Below are 15,124 nucleotides of genomic sequence, written 5' to 3'. Positions count from 1 at the left end.
CGAGGGGGCGGACACGATGGGCACGGACACCGAGGACGGCCGCGACGCCGGACGCCTGGGCGAGCGACTGAGCCTGCGCGAACAGGTCGCGCGCGCGATCCGGGCCGCCCTGCTGGCGGGCCGGATGCAGCCCGGAGTGGTCTACTCCGCGCCCGCCCTGGCCACCCGATTCGGGGTGTCCGCGACGCCGGTTCGCGAGGCGCTGCTCGATCTGGCCAAGGACGGCCTGGTCGAGCCGGTACGCAACAAGGGATTTCGGGTTCGCGGCCTGTCCGCCGCCGACCTGGACGACATCCACGACCTGCGCGAGCTCCTGGAGATACCGATCGTCGGGCGGCTCGCCGAGGACGGTTGCGTCGCCGCGCTGCCCGCCCTGCGGGCGTTGGTCGACGAACTCGCCGACGCGGTCGCCCGGGTCGACGCGCCGGCCTACGTGGAGGCCGAGGATCGTTTCCACGCCCACCTGCTCGGCCTGGCGGGCAACGCGCGCCTGGTCCGGATGGCCGCCGAACTACGGGCCCAGGCACGGTTGTACGGCCCACGTCCGTTGGCCGATCCGGCCGACCGGAACCTGATCGCCGCCGAGCATCACCGGTTGCTCGACCTGATCGAGGCCGGCGATCGGGCCGGCGCCGAGGCGTCGACCCGGCGGCACCTGGCCCGCTCGCGCCGCCCGGCCCCCGACCTGCCGCCCGCGGCGGCACCGGCCGACCCGCCGTCCCCCGAACGGCCGTAACCCGGGGTCGCCTCGCTCGTTGTCCCGTCGAGCCGCCGCCGCGTGGCCGGCCGTCACGCGAGGATTCCGAGCATCCGGGAGAACCCCACATGTTGGTCCGCACCGCGCTCACGGGTGCCTGCTGCGCCCTCCTCCTGGCCGGGGCCACCGGTTGTCAGGGTGACGACGTGCAACCTCAGGGAGCGCAGGCCAAGGGCAGTGCCGGGCCCGCGAACGGCCCGTCCGAGGCGGTCCTGGCGGTCCGCAAGGCGGCCGATGTCACGACCGGCGCGAAGAGTTCGCGCACCCGCACCACGATGACGATGCAAAACGCCGACCGGGTGGTCAAACTCACCGGGCAGGGCATGTTCGACTACGTCCGGCACATCGGTTCGCTCACGGTCGACGCGCCCAAGGACTCCGGCATCGTCGGACCGCTCCAGGAGATCCTCACCCCGGACGCGCTCTACATGAAGAACGGGTCGCCGGGTGTGCCCAAGGACAAGTGGGTGCGGTTGGCGATCGACGGGCTGGCCGACGGCAACCTGGTCAGCGGCGGTGCCACCGACCCCGGGACGTCCTTCGAGATACTGCGCGGGGTCAACGACGACGTGGTGCTCGTGGGCAGCGAGAAGCTCGGCGCGGACACGGTACGGCACTATCGGGGCACGCTGGACATCCGCAAGGCGCACGACCTGACCGCGCCGGAGGTGCGCGGCCCGCTGGCCGCCGCGCTCAAGACCTTCGACGGCGCGCCGATCCCGTTCGACGCCTACCTCGACGACGCCGGCCGACTGCGCAAGGTCGAGGAGTCGTTCGCGTTCGTGATGGGTCCGGACCAGGCCAAGACGGCGACCGCGAAGGTGCTCTCGGCGGCGGAACTGTACGACTTCGGCGTCGTGGTCGACGTCAAGCCGCCCGAGGCCAAGGATCTCTACGTCGCGCCGAACCCGTCCGGCACCCCGGCGGGGCGCGGCTGAGTCACTCCCGCGGCGTCGTTCCGGGCGGTCCCCAAATGACCCAGGCGTGCCATGTCGGCGCCGCGGAGCCGCCCCTACGCTGGATGGGCCGAGGCCCGTCCGGGGTGCGCACGAGGAGGTGATGTGGGTGTCACGGTTCTCCGATCGCCGTGTACACGACCACGTCGTCCTCGACGAGATCGAGCTCTACAGCGACCTGATGATCGCGGCGTCGGCCAGCGAGGGCCCGCTCACGCAGGCCCAGATCGACGCCGTGCTCGGACTCGTCGGCGGCTGGGGGACAGGGGCCCACACCCGGGCCGGCCCCCGTCGCCGCGGCCTCAGGAGCGCACCAGGCGTGCGATCGCCTGGGACGCCTCCTTGACCTTTTCCTCCGCTTCCGGGCCACCCTTTTCCACCGCGTTGGCGACGCAGTGCCCGAGATGTTCCTCCAGCAGGCTGAGCGCGAACGATTGCAGCGCCTTGGTCGCCGCCGAGACCTGCGTAAGGATGTCGATGCAGTATTCGTCCTCGGAGACCATCCGCTGCAGCCCGCGGATCTGCCCCTCGACCCGGCGCAGCCGCTTCAGGTGCTCGTCCTTGCGCCCGCTGTAGCCGTGTCCGTGCCCCGACGCCTCGTGCGTCGCGGTTGCCGTCGCGTCCGGAGTCTGCGAGTCCTGTTCCACCGTCGTCTCCCGTATCTCTGCGGCCGTTCCCCACGTGTCCATGGCTCGATCGGGCGACCGTCCATTACCCGAATTTACCCCCGGGGGGTATATCCGGCAAGCATTCCGATCATGCGCCGGCGGCGTCGGTCACCCCGATCCGCTCCTTCGCGGACAACCGCCGGCCATCCGCCGGATCCGTCCATGTGATGTGGGCGACATGGATCGAGCGTAGGCCGCACTGTCACCCGAATGCCGCCCTGGCCCATACTCTGGCCGTGTGACGGGCGTCCTAGGCGGCGGAACGGGTGCTTCCGCATGCCCGTTCGTCGCTGTGAGCGCGCGTCTCATTACCGCCGGGTACGGTCGCGGTCCGTGTCGACTCCCCGGTTTGCATGCCGGACCGCCGGAGCGCCTAGCATCGACGCCGACCACTTTCATTATCCCGGAGACCTCCAGTGCGATTGCGTCTGACCCCCAGGGAGACGAGCTTCTACGACATGTTCGCCGCAGCGGCGAGCAACCTGGTCACCGCATCCAAGCTCCTGACGGAGTTGCTCGGCGCAGAGGTCTCCGCTCGTCCGGAGATCGCCGAACGGATGCGCGCGGCCGAGCATGCGGGTGACGACACCACGCATGCGATCATGCGCCAGCTCAACGCCTCGTTCATCACCCCGTTCGACCGCGAGGACATCTACGCCCTCGCGTCGCAACTGGACGATGTCATGGACTACATGGAAGAGGCCGTCGACCTGGTCGTGCTGTATCAGCTCGACGAACTCCCGCCGCAGGTCGCGGACCAGATCGAGGTGCTGGTCCGGGCCTCGGAACTGACCGCCGAGGCGATGCCCCGGCTGCGCACGATGAAGGACCTGACCGAGTACTGGATCGAGATCAACCGACTCGAGAACCAGGCCGACCAGATCCACCGCAAGCTCTTGGCCCACCTGTTCAGTGGTGCCTACGACGCGCTGACCGTGCTCAAGCTCAAGGGCATCGTCGACGTGCTCGAAGAGGCCGCCGACGGGTTCGAGCACGTGGCGAACACGGTCGAGACGATCGCCGTCAAGGAGTCCTGACCCAGTGGAACTCACTGGTCTGATCATCGTCATCGGCGTCGCGCTCTTCTTCACCTACACCAACGGCTTCCACGACTCGGCCAACGCGATCGCGACCTCGGTGTCCACCCGGGCACTGACCCCGCGGGCGGCGCTGGCCATGGCCGCGGTGATGAACCTCGCGGGCGCCTTCCTCGGCGAAGGTGTCGCGAAGACCGTCAGCGAAGGGCTGATCTCCACTCCCGAAGGCCATCAAGGTCTGGTCATCCTGTTCGCGGCGCTGGTCGGCGCGATCTTCTGGAACCTGCTGACCTGGTACTTCGGACTGCCCTCGTCCTCGTCGCACGCGCTGTTCGGTGGCCTCGTCGGCGCCGCGCTCGCGGGTTCCAGCACCGTCTACTGGGACGGTGTGATCGAAAAAGTCGTCATCCCGATGTTCCTGTCGCCGGTGGTCGGCCTGGTCGCCGGCTACCTGGTGATGGTCGGGATCATCTGGCTGTTCCGTAAGTCCAACCCGCACAAGGCCAAGCGCGGATTCCGCCTGGCGCAGACCGTCTCGGCGGCCGGCATGGCGCTCGGGCACGGCATCCAGGACGCCCAGAAGACCATGGGCATCGTGGTGATGGCGCTGGTGATCAGCGGTCATCACGAGGGCGACGGCATTCCGGTGTGGGTCAAGCTCGCGTGCGCGACGGCCCTGTCGCTGGGCACGTATGCGGGTGGGTGGCGGATCATGCGCACGCTCGGCCGCAAGATCATCGAGTTGGACCCGCCGCAGGGCTTCGCGGCCGAGACCACGGCCGCCTCGATCCTGTACACCACGGCCTACGTCTTCAAGGCGCCGATCTCGACCACGCACATCATCACCTCGGCGATCATGGGCGTGGGCGCGACCAAGCGGGTCAAGGCGGTGCGCTGGGGTGTCGCCAAGAACATCCTGATCGGTTGGTTCACCACGATGCCGGCCGCCGGTCTGGTCGCGGCGGGCACCTACGGGATCACCCATCTGATCGTGGGCTGATCCGCGGACCGCACCCCACGTACGTAATGCAGGACGTACGGGGCACCCGGTCCGTAACCGACATATCGCACGAGAGGGCCCACACCTGTCCCGGTGTGGGCCCTCTCGTATGTCCATCCCGACGGTCCGTCGACGCTTCGACCGTCAGCCGAACCGGCCGGCGATGTAGTCCGCCGTCGATTCCTCGGTGGGCGCCGAGAAGATCGTCTCGGTGTCGCCGATCTCCACCAGCCGACCGGGCTGGCCCGGACCGGCGAGGTTGAAGAACGCGGTCTTGTCCGAGACGCGCGCGGCCTGCTGCATGTTGTGGGTCACGATGACGATCGTGTACCGCTCCTTGAGCAGCGCGATCAGGTCCTCGATCGCGAGCGTGGAGATCGGGTCGAGCGCCGAGCACGGCTCGTCCATCAGCAGCACCTGCGGCTCGACCGCGATCGCCCGCGCGATGCACAGTCGTTGCTGCTGGCCGCCGGACAGGCCCGCGCCGGGCTTGTTCAGCCGGTCCTTGACCTCGGTCCACAGGTTCGCGCCGCGCAGCGAGCGCTCGACGATCGCGTCCAGGTCGCCCTTGCGCTTGATCCCGGCGAGCTTGAGCCCGGCCGCGACGTTGTCGTAGATCGACATGGTCGGGAACGGGTTGGGCCGCTGGAAGACCATGCCGACCGTGCGGCGGACCGCGACCGGGTCGATCTCGTTGCCGTACAGGTCCTGCCCGTCCAGCGAGACCGAGCCGTCCACCGAGGCGCCCGGGATCAGCTCGTGCATGCGGTTCAGCGTGCGGATGAAGGTGGACTTGCCACAGCCGGAAGGACCGATGAAGGCCGTGACCGAACGCGGCTCCATGGTCATCGAGATGTCCTCGACGGCCTTGTGCGAGCCGTAGTAGGCGTTGAGTCCCGAAACTTCGATGCGCTTGGTCATTCCTGCCTCTGGATCGGTGCGGATGTCGGTGCCGCGGTCGGCCGTTCGGGTCGTCGTCGTGGCCTTCATCAGCCCGCCTTCGGTGCCTTCCAGCGGGCGATCAGCCGCGCCGCCAGGTTGAGGATCATGACGATGACGATCAGCGTGAGCGCCGCGGCCCAGGCCCGCTCCTCGGCGAACTGATTGCCCGCGTGGTTCTGGTCGAACACGTACAGCGGCAACGCCGACTGCCAGCCGGAGAACGGGTCGGTGTTGATCGACTGGGTGAGTCCGACGAGCAGCAGCAGCGGGGCGGTCTCGCCGATCACGCGGGCGATGGAGAGCATCACGCCGGTGACGATGCCGCCGAACGCGGTGGGCAGCACCACCTTGAGCACGGTACGCCACTTCGGGATGCCCAGCGCCAGGCTGGCCTCGCGCAGCTCGTTCGGGACCAGCTTGAGCATCTCCTCGGCGGAGCGCACCACCGTGGGCAACATCAGGATCATCAGCGCGAGCGACCCGGCGAAGCCGGAGGCCTCGAAGCCGAGCATCATGATCCAGAAGGCGTAGATGAACAGACCCGCGACGATCGACGGCAGGCCCGTCATCACGTCGACGAAGAAGGTCACCGTCTTGGCCAGGCGACCGCGGCCGTACTCGACCAGGTAGATCGCGGTGAGCAGACCGATCGGGACCGCGATCAGGGCGGCCAGGCCGACCTGCTCCAGGGTGCCGATGATCGCGTGGTAGACGCCGCCGGTGTCGTCCCGGGCGCCCACGCCGCGCATCGAGTGGGAGAGGAAGTACGGGGTGAGCTTGTCCGCGCCGCGCTGGATCGTGTAGCCGAGCAGCGAGATCAGCGGCAGCACGGCGAGCACGAACGTGGTGGTGATCAGGCTGGTGGCGAACCGGTCCCGGGCCCGACGGCTGTCCTCGAAACGCCACGAGACGGCGGACAGCGTCAGGATGAAGACCAGCCCGCCGAGGAAGACCGCGAGGGCCCAGTTGTCCAGGGTCAGCTTGAACACGATCGTCAGCAGCACACCGCCGCCGGCGATCGCCCACGGCACCTGACGCGGCAGGGTGCGTCGGGTCAGCGACGCCGCCCGCGGATCCGGCAGACCCGCGCGCCCGGTCTCGACCGCGTCCGTACCGATGCCCGGGCGCTTGTCGCCCGTGTCCAGGACGGTCATGAGTTCGCTCCAGAGAACGCCTTGCGCCGGTTGATGACGACGCGCGCGGCGCCGTTGACGAGCAGCGTCATGATGAACAGGACCAGGCCCGAGGCGATCAGCGCGCCGCGGCCGATCTCGCCGGACTCGCCGAACTGGTTCGCGATGTTCGCCGCGATCGTGTTGTTGCCCGGGTCCAGGATGTGGATCGAGACGTCGAAGCTGGGCGAGAGCACCATCGCGACCGCGATGGTCTCGCCGACCGCGCGGCCCAGGCCGAGCATCGACGCGCTGATCATGCCGGGCTTGCCGTAGGGCAGCACCGCCATCCGGATCATTTCCCAGCGGGTCGCGCCGAGCGCGAGCGCGGCCTCCTCGTGGGCGCGGGGCACCTGGAGGAAGACCTCACGGGTGACCGCCGCGATGATCGGCAGGATCATGATGGCCAGCACGATGCCGACGGTGAACAACGTGCGGGCGGTGACGCCCGCCTGCTCCTTGTCGAACAGCGGGATCCAACCGAGGTAGTCGGACAACCACGAGTGCAGGCCGAGCAGTTTGGGGGCCAGGAAGATGTAGCCCCACAGGCCGTAGACCACGCTGGGCACCGCGGCCAGCAGGTCGACGATGTAGCCGAGCGTCTGGGCGATCCGCCGGGGGGCGTAGTGCGTGATGAACAGCGCCACCCCCACCGCGACCGGCACCGCGATGAGCATCGCGATGGTGGCGCTGACAACCGTGCCGAACACCAGGGTGACGACACCGAAGGCGGGCTTCGCCGCGTTCGGGTCCCAACCCTGGTCGGTCAGGAAGCTGCCCTGGTTCTTCGACAGTGCGTCCGTCGCCTTGACCACGAGGAAGATCGCGATCGCGGCCATGATGGCAAGCAGGCTGATGCCGGCGCCGCGGGCGGCACCGGAGAAGATCCGGTCGCCTGGTCGGACCTTGGTGCGCTTGGCCGCGGGGGCCTTGCGTTCGGGGTCCGCCGGTGCGGTGGGAGTGGTCGTGGACATCTCTCTCCGTACGAGTCGGTCGCTCAGCGGGCTCGGACTAGGACAGACCGGCCACGGCGGCGCGGACCTTGTCCGCGACCGTCGTCGGGAGCGGCGCGTAGCCGATGCCCGCGAGGACCTTCTGGCCTTCGGCGCTGGAGGTGTAGTTGAGGAAGGACTTCAGCAGCGGGAGCTTGTCCGCGGCGGTGCCCTTCTCGCAGACGATCTCGTAGGTGACCAGGATGATCGGGTAGGCACCCTCGGCCTTGGTCGCGTAGTCGACCGACAGCTTCAGGTCGTTGCCGGTGCCGACGATCTTGGCGGCCTCGACGGCCTTGCCCGCGGCCTCGGGGGTGAGCTTGACCGGTGCCGCCGCGCCCGTGTTGATCTGCGCGATGCCCAGGCCGGAGTTCTCCGCGTAGGACTGCTCCATGTAGCTGATGCCGCCCTGCGTCGACTTCACGATGGAGGCGACACCCTCGCTGCCCTTGGCACCCTGACCGCCCGGGGCCTTCCAGTCCTGGGCCGCGTCGAAGGTCCAGTCGGCACCGGCCGCGGCCTTGAGGTACTTGGTGAAGTTCTCGGTGGTGCCCGAGGCCTCGGAGCGGTGCACGGTCTGGATCGCGGTGCCGGGGAGCTGCGCGTTCGGGTTCAGCGCCTTGATCTCGGCGGCGTCCCACTTGGTGATCTTGCCGGCGAAGATGCCCGCGATCGTCTTCGCGTCCAGGACCAGGTCCTTGACGCCGGAGACGTTGTACGCGATCGCGATCGGACCGGTCACCATCGGCAGGTTGATCGCCTGGCCGGGGGCGCACGCGGCGCCGGCCTTGGCGACCTCTTCCGGCTTGAGCGCCGAGTCGGAGCCGGCGAAGGTGACCTGCTTGTCGAAGAACGACTGACGACCGGTGCCCGAGCCCGAGGACGCGTAGTCGATCGAGGCACCGGAGCACTTGGCCTGGTACGCCTTGATCCACTCGTCCATCGCGTTCTTCTGGGCGCTGGAGCCGGCGGCGGCGAGCTTGCCGGTACCGCAGTCACCCTTGGGCGCCTCGGCGCCGGGGGCGGACGCGGCCTTCGTCGACGACTTCTTGTCGTCACCCGAGCTGTTGTCGTCGGAGCCACACGCGGCCAGCGTGAGCGCGCCGGCGAGTGCCAGGCCGGTGAAGCCGATACCGCGACGGACACTGCGGGGCCGAATGGTCACGGCGCTCCCTTTCGATCGAACTCAACTCGTGGTGCGACGACCCGAACGGTCGCCGTCATGGACGAAGTTAGGCCGTGAGAATGAAGCGATCCGCCGCGCAAAGTGAACCGAGGGTGAACTCGAACGGTCGAGTCAGATAAGCCGACCGCTGGATGAATTGTCCGTTCATGTGGCCATTTACTACCCGTGAACTGGGGCTTTGTCGGGACAGCCGAATCTTGTTCACGCGATGTTCAGACGGGTGCAGTGTGACGTTGGGCAAACCGTGATCACGGCTTGACCAAGTGCTCAGCTTCCCGTCGGGTAGGGAGCGTAACGGCCCATGGCCACGACTCGACCCGCCCACGCGTGCAATACCGCGAACTCCCCGGGCAACAACGGCTCGGCGGCCAGCCGGGTGCCGGCCACCCCGGGGGCGACGCCGGGCAGGTCCGGAACGGGTGCGCAGAGCAGCGTCGGCCGCCCGCCGCGCAGCGCTCGGGCGACCGAATACGCACCCGCCCGCACCCGCGCCCCCACCGCCGCCACATAGGGCGCGACCGTCGCGGCGGCGGCCGGCTCCGCGCAGCCGTACACCTCCACCGGTCCGAACGCGGCCAGCATCGGCACCAATTGCCGGGCGAACGCGGGGCCCGCGCGCAACACCAGGACCGGCACCGTCGCGGGCGGCGGCCCGGTGCGAAACGCGTCGGTCAGCGACGCGGTGTAGTCCGGCGTCCCGGCCAGCGTCGCGGCCTCCGCCGGCGGACCCCACCACATGCGATCCACCTCGGCATTGGCCACGAAGTCGCCCGCGACCGCCTCGGCGACCCAGTAGCGGTTGATCTTGAGTCGACGGCGCGAGTGCATCGGATAGCTGCGCACGCCCAACTCGCGCCCCAGGATGGCCCGATACCCGGTCTCCTCGGCGATCTCGCGGACCGCGGCCACCACCGAGGGCTCGCCCGGCTCCAGCTTGCCCTTGGGGAAGGACCAGTCGTCGTAGCGCGGCCGATGCACCAACCCGACCTGTACCGCGTCCCCCATCCGACGCCACAACACCGCGCCCGCGGCGAGTACCGGGTCGTGTTCGGCGGGCGCGGCTCCGGGTGGGTCATCCATCGAGCCACGCCCGCACTTCCGGGGAGCCCGCCTTGGGCCACACCCGCGTGAACGCGTACCGCCGTTCCGTGGCCACCCGCCGCTCGTACGCGTGCAACTCGCCCAGCACGAAGGCGGCGGACCCGCCGATCCGGGGAGCGGCGGCGAGTTCGGCCACCGCGTCGGCGGCGATGGTGGCGTCCTGGTGCACCCCGAGCACCTCGGTCACCGCCTTGAGCCGCCGGGCCAGCCGCGCGGCCGGCGGGCCGAACGCGGGCACGCACATGTCGGCGGCGTAGCGGGCCCGCTTGGCCAGGATCCGCACCCGGTGCCAGGACTCGTCGTCGGTGCCCGCGTACGGGGTGAACCCGACCCGGTCGGCCGGATGGGGCACGCCCGCCGCCGCCAGCGGCAGCGCGTCTGCGGCCCGGTCCAGCTTGCGCAGCGTCCGGCCGACCAGCGCGGGCAGGACCTCGGCGCCCGATGCCCCGGCCCGCTCGGTGAAGGTCAGCCCCAGAGCCGGCTCCACCAGGTCCGCGGAAAGCGTGGTGAACAGCCCCGAACCGAGCGCGGACAGCGCCCGGGCCCGCCCCGTGCCCAGATCGCCACGCAGCCGGCGGGTGACGATCGCCCGGGCCCGGGCCGAGCCGGGACGCTCCGGCAGCGTGTCCAGGTCGGCCAGCAGGCGCTCCAGCAGCACCTCGGCGTCCCGCTCGCCCGCGAGGGCGTCCGCCGCCTCGCGCAACCGGGCGCGCAGGCGGGTAGCCGGCTCCGGCTCCAGGAGCGGACCGCACGTGGCCAACGCGCTGCGGATCCGCCGGGCGGCCACCCGCGCGTTGTGCGCGGCCTCCTCCTCGCCCGCGTCGAGCCGGGGCAGTTCGTCGATGAACGCGCCGGCCTCGCCGACCAGATGGGCGAGCAGGATCGCGCCCGCCGAGGTGTCCTCGGCCGCCGCGCGCTGCCGAGGAATGGTGGTCGCCTGCTTACTCCGGGCCACGTCTGCGCCTCCGGGTCTCGATGAGGTGCTCCTGCACGTCACGAAGCCGGCTGCCGTCGGCCGCGGTCGCGTGCCTGGTCCAGGTGCCGTCCCGGTCCAGATGCCAGGACGCGGTCTCCGCGCTCATCCCCAGGTCCATGAAGGACGTCATCTCGTCGCGGTGTCGATCGCCGCGCAGTCGCACCGCCGCCTCGACCCTGCGGTCCAGGTTGCGGTGCATCAGGTCGGCACTGCCGATCCACACCTCCGGTTCGCCGGCGCCGGCGAATACCCACACCCTGGAGTGTTCCAAAAATCGCCCGAGAATGCTGCGCACTCGGATTGTTTCGGACAGACCGGGGACGCCCGGGCGCAGCGCGCAGATGCCCCGGATCCACAAATCGATCGGCACGCCGGCCTGCGAGGCGCGGTAGAGCGCGTCGATCACCAGCTCGTCGACCAGCGAGTTCGACTTGAGCCGGACGTATGCCGGCAGCCCCTGCTCGTGGTTGGTCACCTCGCGCTCGATCCGTTCGACCAGCCCGTTGCGCAACGAGTGCGGGGCTACCAGCAGGCGTCGAAACGATTGCGCGCGCGAGTAGCCGGAGAGCCGGTTGAACAGGTTCGACATGTCCTCGCCGACCTGCGGGTCGGCGGTCAGCAGGCCCAGGTCCTCGTAGAGCCGGGCGGTCTTCGGGTTGTAGTTGCCGGTGCCGATGTGGCAGTAGCGGCGCAGCGCGTCACCCTCCTGGCGGACCACCAGGCTCAGCTTGGAGTGTGTCTTGAGTCCCACCACGCCGTGCACGACATGGCAACCGGCCTGCTCCAGCTTGCGTGCCCAGGTGATGTTGGCGTGTTCGTCGAAGCGGGCCTTGAGCTCGACCAGGACCAGCACCTGCTTGCCGGACTCGGCCGCGTCCACCAGGGCGTCCACGATCGGCGAGTCGCCCGAGGTGCGGTACAGGGTCTGCTTGATCGCGAGCACGTCGGGGTCGGCCGCGGCCTGCTCCAGGAACGCCTGGACCGAGGTGGCGAACGAGTCGTAGGGGTGGTGCACCAGGATGTCGCGCTTGCGCATCGCGGCGAACACGTCGGCGGCCTGCGCGGTCTCCACCTCGGCCAGGTCGCGATGGGTGCCGGCGACGAAGCGGCGGAACTTGAGCTCGGGCTTGTCCAGGTCGGCGATCGCGTGCAGACCGGTCAGGTCGAGCGGACCGGGCAGCGGGTAGACCTCCTTCTCGCCCACGCCCAGCTCGCGCACCAACAGGTCGAGCACGTGCGGGTCGATGGTCTCCTCGACCTCCAGCCGGACCGGCGGGCCGAACCGGCGGCGCATCAGCTCCCGCTCCAGTGCCTGGAGCAGGTTCTCCGCGTCGTCCTCCTCGACCTCCAGGTCCTCGTTGCGGGTGACCCGGAAGGCGTGGTGGCCGAGCACGTCCATGCCCGGGAACAGATCACCGAGGAATTCCGCGATCACCTCCTCCAGCGGCACGAAGCGGGCCGGCGAGGTCTCCACGAAGCGCGGCAGCAGCGGCGGCACCTTGACCCGGGCGAAGTGCTCGTTGCCCGAGCGCGGGTTGCGCACGATCACGGCCAGGTTCAGCGACAGGCCGGAGATGTACGGGAACGGATGTGCCGGGTCCACCGCCAGCGGGGTGAGCACCGGGAAGACCCGCTCGCGAAAGAGCGCGTACAACGACTGCCGCTCGCCGTCGGTCAGGTCGTCGAAGCGCAGCAGTTGGACGTCGGCCTCGCCGAGAGCGGGCAGCACGTCGTGGTGGAAGCACGTGGAGTGCCGGGCCATCAGCGCGCGACTGCGCGACCAGATGTTCTCCAGCACCTCGCGCGGCTGCAGCCCGCTGGCCGCGCGCACCGCGAGGCCGGTGGCGATCCGGCGCTTGAGACCGGCCACCCGGACCATGAAGAACTCGTCCAGGTTGGACGCGAAGATGGCCAGGTAGCGGGCCCGCTCCAGCAGCGGGGTGTTCGGGTCCTCGGCGAGTTCGAGCACCCGTTCGTTGAACGCCAGCCAGCTTCCCTCCCGGTCCAGGAACCGGTCCGGCGGCAACTCGACCTCCGCGTGCGGCGAGGTCGCGGCGACCGCGGCCGTGCCGCCGGCCTTCACGGGCGGCACCGCCACGGTCAGGTGGCGGGAGGATCGAGCGGCGGGAGTCTCGGCGTTCATCAGACCATTGTCTTTTCGCGGCGGTCTATGTGCACCTGCGTGGCCCCGACCCGAAACAGATGTTCGCCAGGTTTCACACCGTGTTCAGCGCCGGTACATCACGTCGACAGTGTGTACGCGAAAGCCCAAACGGGTGTACACCTTGACGGCCGCCTCGTTGTCCGCGTCCACATACAGCAGTGTTTCGGCGAGCGGACGGCCCTCGACGGTGCGCTCGGCCAGGTGCCGCAGCCCCACCGCGGTCAGCAGCGCGCCGAGCCCGCGACCCTGCGCGGCCGGGTCGACCCCGACCACGTACACCTCGCCCAGCGGGCCCGAGTCCGCGGTCGCGGGGTGGGTCTTGGTCCAGTGGAAGCCGAGCAACTCGCCGGTGCCGGTGTCCTCGGCGAGGAAGAAACCGGCCGGGTCGAACCACGGTTCGGCGAACCGGCGGCCCAGGTCGTCCGCCGTCCACGCGCCCTGCTCGGGGTGGTGCGCGAAGGCCTTGGCGTTGAGCGCGAGCCAGGCCGCGTCGTCCACGCCGGGGCGAAAGGTGCGCAGCCGCACGCCGGTCGGCAGGTCCGGGGCGGGGGCCGGGGTGGCACCCGCGCGGCGCATCTGCCACAACTCGCGGAACGCGGTGAAGCCCAGCGCCGCGGCCAGCCGCTCGGCCGCGGGCAGCTTGCCGTGCGCCCACACCCGCAACCGGCCGTCCGCGTCGATTCGGGCCGCCTCGGCCGCCAGCGCCTCCAGCAGCGCCCGGCCCAGGCCCGCGCCGCGCGCGTGCGGCGCGACGAACAGTTCGGCCGACGGGCCGTCCACCGGGTCCGAGCCGTCCAAGTGCGCGAAGCCGACGATCGTGCCGCCGTCGCGGGCGAGCACCTCGCGCGCGGCCGGCGCGCCGTGCCGCAGCTCCAGCCGGGACTGCTCGGACAGCGGCGAGGCGCCGTCGACGCCGGCCGCGGCCTCCGCGAGGGCCGACACGGCCGAGGCGTCTTCCGCCGAGGCCCGATTCACCGTCTCGATCGACACATCCGCGAGGTCCATGGCCCCACGGTACTGAGCGACGTCGCGGGCCGTCGCGCCGCCGTCAGCCGCAGCCGCAACTACGGCGGACCACCAGCGTGGAGGGGAAGGTACGCACCCGGGGGTCGCCCGCGGCGGCCGGTTCGCGCTCCAACGCCAGCTCCACCGCGGCGCGGGCCATGCCCGGCCGGTCGGAGGTCACCGTGGTCAGCGGCGGATCGGCGATCGCCGCCTCGGCGATGTCGTCGAAGCCGACCACGGCGAGGTCGTCCGGCACCCGCACACCCGCCTCGCGGGCGGCGTGCAGGACACCCATCGCCTGGTCGTCGGTCGAGCAGAACAGCGCCCGGGGCCGATCCGGGCCGGTCAGCAGCGCCAGCGCGACCCGATAGGCGCCGAACCGGCCGAAGGGGGCCTCGTGCAGCAGACCCTCGGTGGGCAATCCGCGCTCGGTCATCGCCCGCCGCCAGCCGGTGACGTGGTCGGTCACCGGGTCGCCCGAGTCCGGCGTGCTGGGCGGACCGCCCAGGCAGTCCACCCGGGTGAAGCCGTGGGTGTCGAGCAGGTGGCGGACCGCGGTGTAGGCGCCCTCGACGTCGTCCAGGATGACCGCGTCACCGCCGAGTGCATCGGGCTGACGGTGCATCAGCACCACCCGCACGTCCCGGGTGGCGATCTCGCGCGCGGCGCGCTCCGAGGGGCCCTGGCTGACCAGCACGAGCCCGGACACCTGCATGCCGAGGAACGCGCGCACGTAGTGCAGTTCGCGGTCGTCCTCGTAGTCGGAGTTGCCGATCAACACCAGCCGACCCTGCTCGAACGCCGCCTGTTCGACGGTGTGCGCGAGTTCGGCGAAGAAGGCCTGCCGGGCGTCGGGCAGCACCAGGCCGATCAGGTTGGTGCGCCGGCTGGCCATCGCCTGGGCCACGCTGTCGGGCCGGTAACCCAGCTTGTCTATCGCGGCGAGCACACGCTCGCGCGTGGCCGGCGCGACCGGGCGCGGGCCGTTGTTGACGACGTAGGAGACCACCGCGGTGGAGGTCCCCGCGAGGCGGGCGACGTCGTCGCGGGTCACTTTGGGCACGCGGTCATTGTAGGGACGGGGACCGGCGCCACTCACGGGAGTTCACAACCTGGACGCGGGACGGGATGCTCCTCCGCGTTATTCCGTATAAGTCTGCTTTGTGCC

Annotated in this window: 14 protein-coding genes; 4 read left to right on the top strand and 10 right to left on the bottom strand. The window is 70.3% G+C overall.

The window, feature by feature from the left end; translation table 11 throughout:
- The first annotated feature begins 16 nt into the window (after nt 1–16).
- Both ACH4U8_RS35720 and ACH4U8_RS35715 read left to right on the top strand, forming a co-directional pair.
- Nucleotides 17–736: a GntR family transcriptional regulator gene (locus ACH4U8_RS35720; protein ID WP_360319264.1), complete on the top strand. Its 720-nt coding sequence runs from the start codon at nt 17–19 to the stop codon at nt 734–736.
- Between the two features lie 89 nt (nt 737–825).
- Nucleotides 826–1,695, top strand: coding sequence for a hypothetical protein (locus tag ACH4U8_RS35715; RefSeq protein ID WP_395782505.1), 870 nt, complete (start codon nt 826–828; stop codon nt 1,693–1,695).
- Nucleotides 1,696–2,015: 320 nt separating this feature from the next.
- Here ACH4U8_RS35715 and ACH4U8_RS35710 read toward each other — a convergent pair whose 3' ends face one another.
- Nucleotides 2,016–2,402, bottom strand: coding sequence for a metal-sensitive transcriptional regulator (locus tag ACH4U8_RS35710; RefSeq protein WP_360319268.1), 387 nt, complete (start codon nt 2,400–2,402; stop codon nt 2,016–2,018).
- 395 nt (nt 2,403–2,797) lie between these two features.
- Between ACH4U8_RS35710 and ACH4U8_RS35705 the strand changes: the two genes are divergently transcribed.
- On the top strand, nt 2,798–3,418 hold the full coding sequence (locus ACH4U8_RS35705) for a DUF47 domain-containing protein (RefSeq protein WP_020552276.1): 621 nt from the start codon (nt 2,798–2,800) through the stop codon (nt 3,416–3,418).
- Nucleotides 3,419–3,422: 4 nt separating this feature from the next.
- Complete coding sequence (locus tag ACH4U8_RS35700; protein ID WP_360319270.1) at nt 3,423–4,418, top strand: inorganic phosphate transporter; 996 nt, start codon at nt 3,423–3,425, stop codon at nt 4,416–4,418.
- Between the two features lie 144 nt (nt 4,419–4,562).
- Here ACH4U8_RS35700 and pstB read toward each other — a convergent pair whose 3' ends face one another.
- From pstB to ACH4U8_RS35655, 9 genes are all read right to left on the bottom strand, one after another.
- Nucleotides 4,563–5,339 (bottom strand): phosphate ABC transporter ATP-binding protein PstB, encoded by a 777-nt coding sequence (gene pstB, locus ACH4U8_RS35695; RefSeq protein WP_360319358.1) that lies wholly within the window; start codon nt 5,337–5,339, stop codon nt 4,563–4,565.
- A 68-nt stretch (nt 5,340–5,407) separates the two neighbouring features.
- Nucleotides 5,408–6,514 carry a phosphate ABC transporter permease PstA gene (gene pstA, locus ACH4U8_RS35690; protein ID WP_360319272.1) on the bottom strand — a complete coding sequence of 369 codons (1,107 nt, stop codon included), beginning with the start codon at nt 6,512–6,514 and terminating at the stop codon, nt 5,408–5,410.
- The gene (gene pstC / locus ACH4U8_RS35685; protein WP_360319274.1) at nt 6,511–7,506 is read right to left on the bottom strand and encodes a phosphate ABC transporter permease subunit PstC; all 996 of its coding nucleotides are present in this window, start codon (nt 7,504–7,506) and stop codon (nt 6,511–6,513) included. Before pstC ends, pstA begins: the two co-directional genes overlap by 4 nt.
- A 37-nt stretch (nt 7,507–7,543) precedes the next feature.
- On the bottom strand, nt 7,544–8,689 hold the full coding sequence (pstS, locus tag ACH4U8_RS35680) for a phosphate ABC transporter substrate-binding protein PstS (RefSeq protein ID WP_360319276.1): 1,146 nt from the start codon (nt 8,687–8,689) through the stop codon (nt 7,544–7,546).
- Between the two features lie 288 nt (nt 8,690–8,977).
- Nucleotides 8,978–9,790 carry an NUDIX hydrolase gene (locus ACH4U8_RS35675; RefSeq protein WP_379988295.1) on the bottom strand — a complete coding sequence of 271 codons (813 nt, stop codon included), beginning with the start codon at nt 9,788–9,790 and terminating at the stop codon, nt 8,978–8,980.
- Complete coding sequence (locus ACH4U8_RS35670) at nt 9,783–10,766, bottom strand: CHAD domain-containing protein (RefSeq protein ID WP_395782504.1); 984 nt, start codon at nt 10,764–10,766, stop codon at nt 9,783–9,785. The genes ACH4U8_RS35675 and ACH4U8_RS35670 overlap by 8 nt, the downstream gene beginning before the upstream one ends.
- Nucleotides 10,753–12,930 (bottom strand): RNA degradosome polyphosphate kinase, encoded by a 2,178-nt coding sequence (locus ACH4U8_RS35665; protein WP_395782503.1) that lies wholly within the window; start codon nt 12,928–12,930, stop codon nt 10,753–10,755. The genes ACH4U8_RS35670 and ACH4U8_RS35665 overlap by 14 nt, the downstream gene beginning before the upstream one ends.
- A gap of 84 nt (nt 12,931–13,014) precedes the next feature.
- Entirely contained in the window at nt 13,015–13,956 is a 942-nt protein-coding gene (mshD, locus tag ACH4U8_RS35660; RefSeq protein ID WP_395782502.1) for a mycothiol synthase, read from the bottom strand.
- Between the two features lie 43 nt (nt 13,957–13,999).
- Nucleotides 14,000–15,019, bottom strand: coding sequence for a LacI family DNA-binding transcriptional regulator (locus ACH4U8_RS35655; protein ID WP_395782501.1), 1,020 nt, complete (start codon nt 15,017–15,019; stop codon nt 14,000–14,002).
- Between the last annotated feature and the right edge of the window lie 105 nt (nt 15,020–15,124).

The sequence above is a fragment of the Embleya sp. NPDC020886 genome, from assembly GCF_044333915.1.
Lineage (GTDB): Bacteria > Actinomycetota > Actinomycetes > Streptomycetales > Streptomycetaceae > Embleya.
The sequence above is the reverse complement of the archived record's forward strand: the minus strand, read 5'-3'. Positions and strand labels throughout refer to the sequence as shown.

What these genes read in the sequence shown, in the direction of transcription:
- ACH4U8_RS35720 (WP_360319264.1), top strand. Translation starts at nt 17, where the DNA reads ATGGGCACGGACACCGAGGACGGCCGCGACGCCGGACGCCTGGGCGAG.
- ACH4U8_RS35665 (WP_395782503.1), bottom strand. Translation starts at nt 12,930, where the DNA reads ATGAACGCCGAGACTCCCGCCGCTCGATCCTCCCGCCACCTGACCGTG.
- pstB (WP_360319358.1), bottom strand. Translation starts at nt 5,339, where the DNA reads ATGACCAAGCGCATCGAAGTTTCGGGACTCAACGCCTACTACGGCTCG.
- ACH4U8_RS35715 (WP_395782505.1), top strand. Translation starts at nt 826, where the DNA reads ATGTTGGTCCGCACCGCGCTCACGGGTGCCTGCTGCGCCCTCCTCCTG.
- mshD (WP_395782502.1), bottom strand. Translation starts at nt 13,956, where the DNA reads ATGGACCTCGCGGATGTGTCGATCGAGACGGTGAATCGGGCCTCGGCG.
- ACH4U8_RS35710 (WP_360319268.1), bottom strand. Translation starts at nt 2,402, where the DNA reads ATGGACACGTGGGGAACGGCCGCAGAGATACGGGAGACGACGGTGGAA.
- ACH4U8_RS35675 (WP_379988295.1), bottom strand. Translation starts at nt 9,790, where the DNA reads ATGGATGACCCACCCGGAGCCGCGCCCGCCGAACACGACCCGGTACTC.
- pstA (WP_360319272.1), bottom strand. Translation starts at nt 6,514, where the DNA reads ATGACCGTCCTGGACACGGGCGACAAGCGCCCGGGCATCGGTACGGAC.
- pstC (WP_360319274.1), bottom strand. Translation starts at nt 7,506, where the DNA reads ATGTCCACGACCACTCCCACCGCACCGGCGGACCCCGAACGCAAGGCC.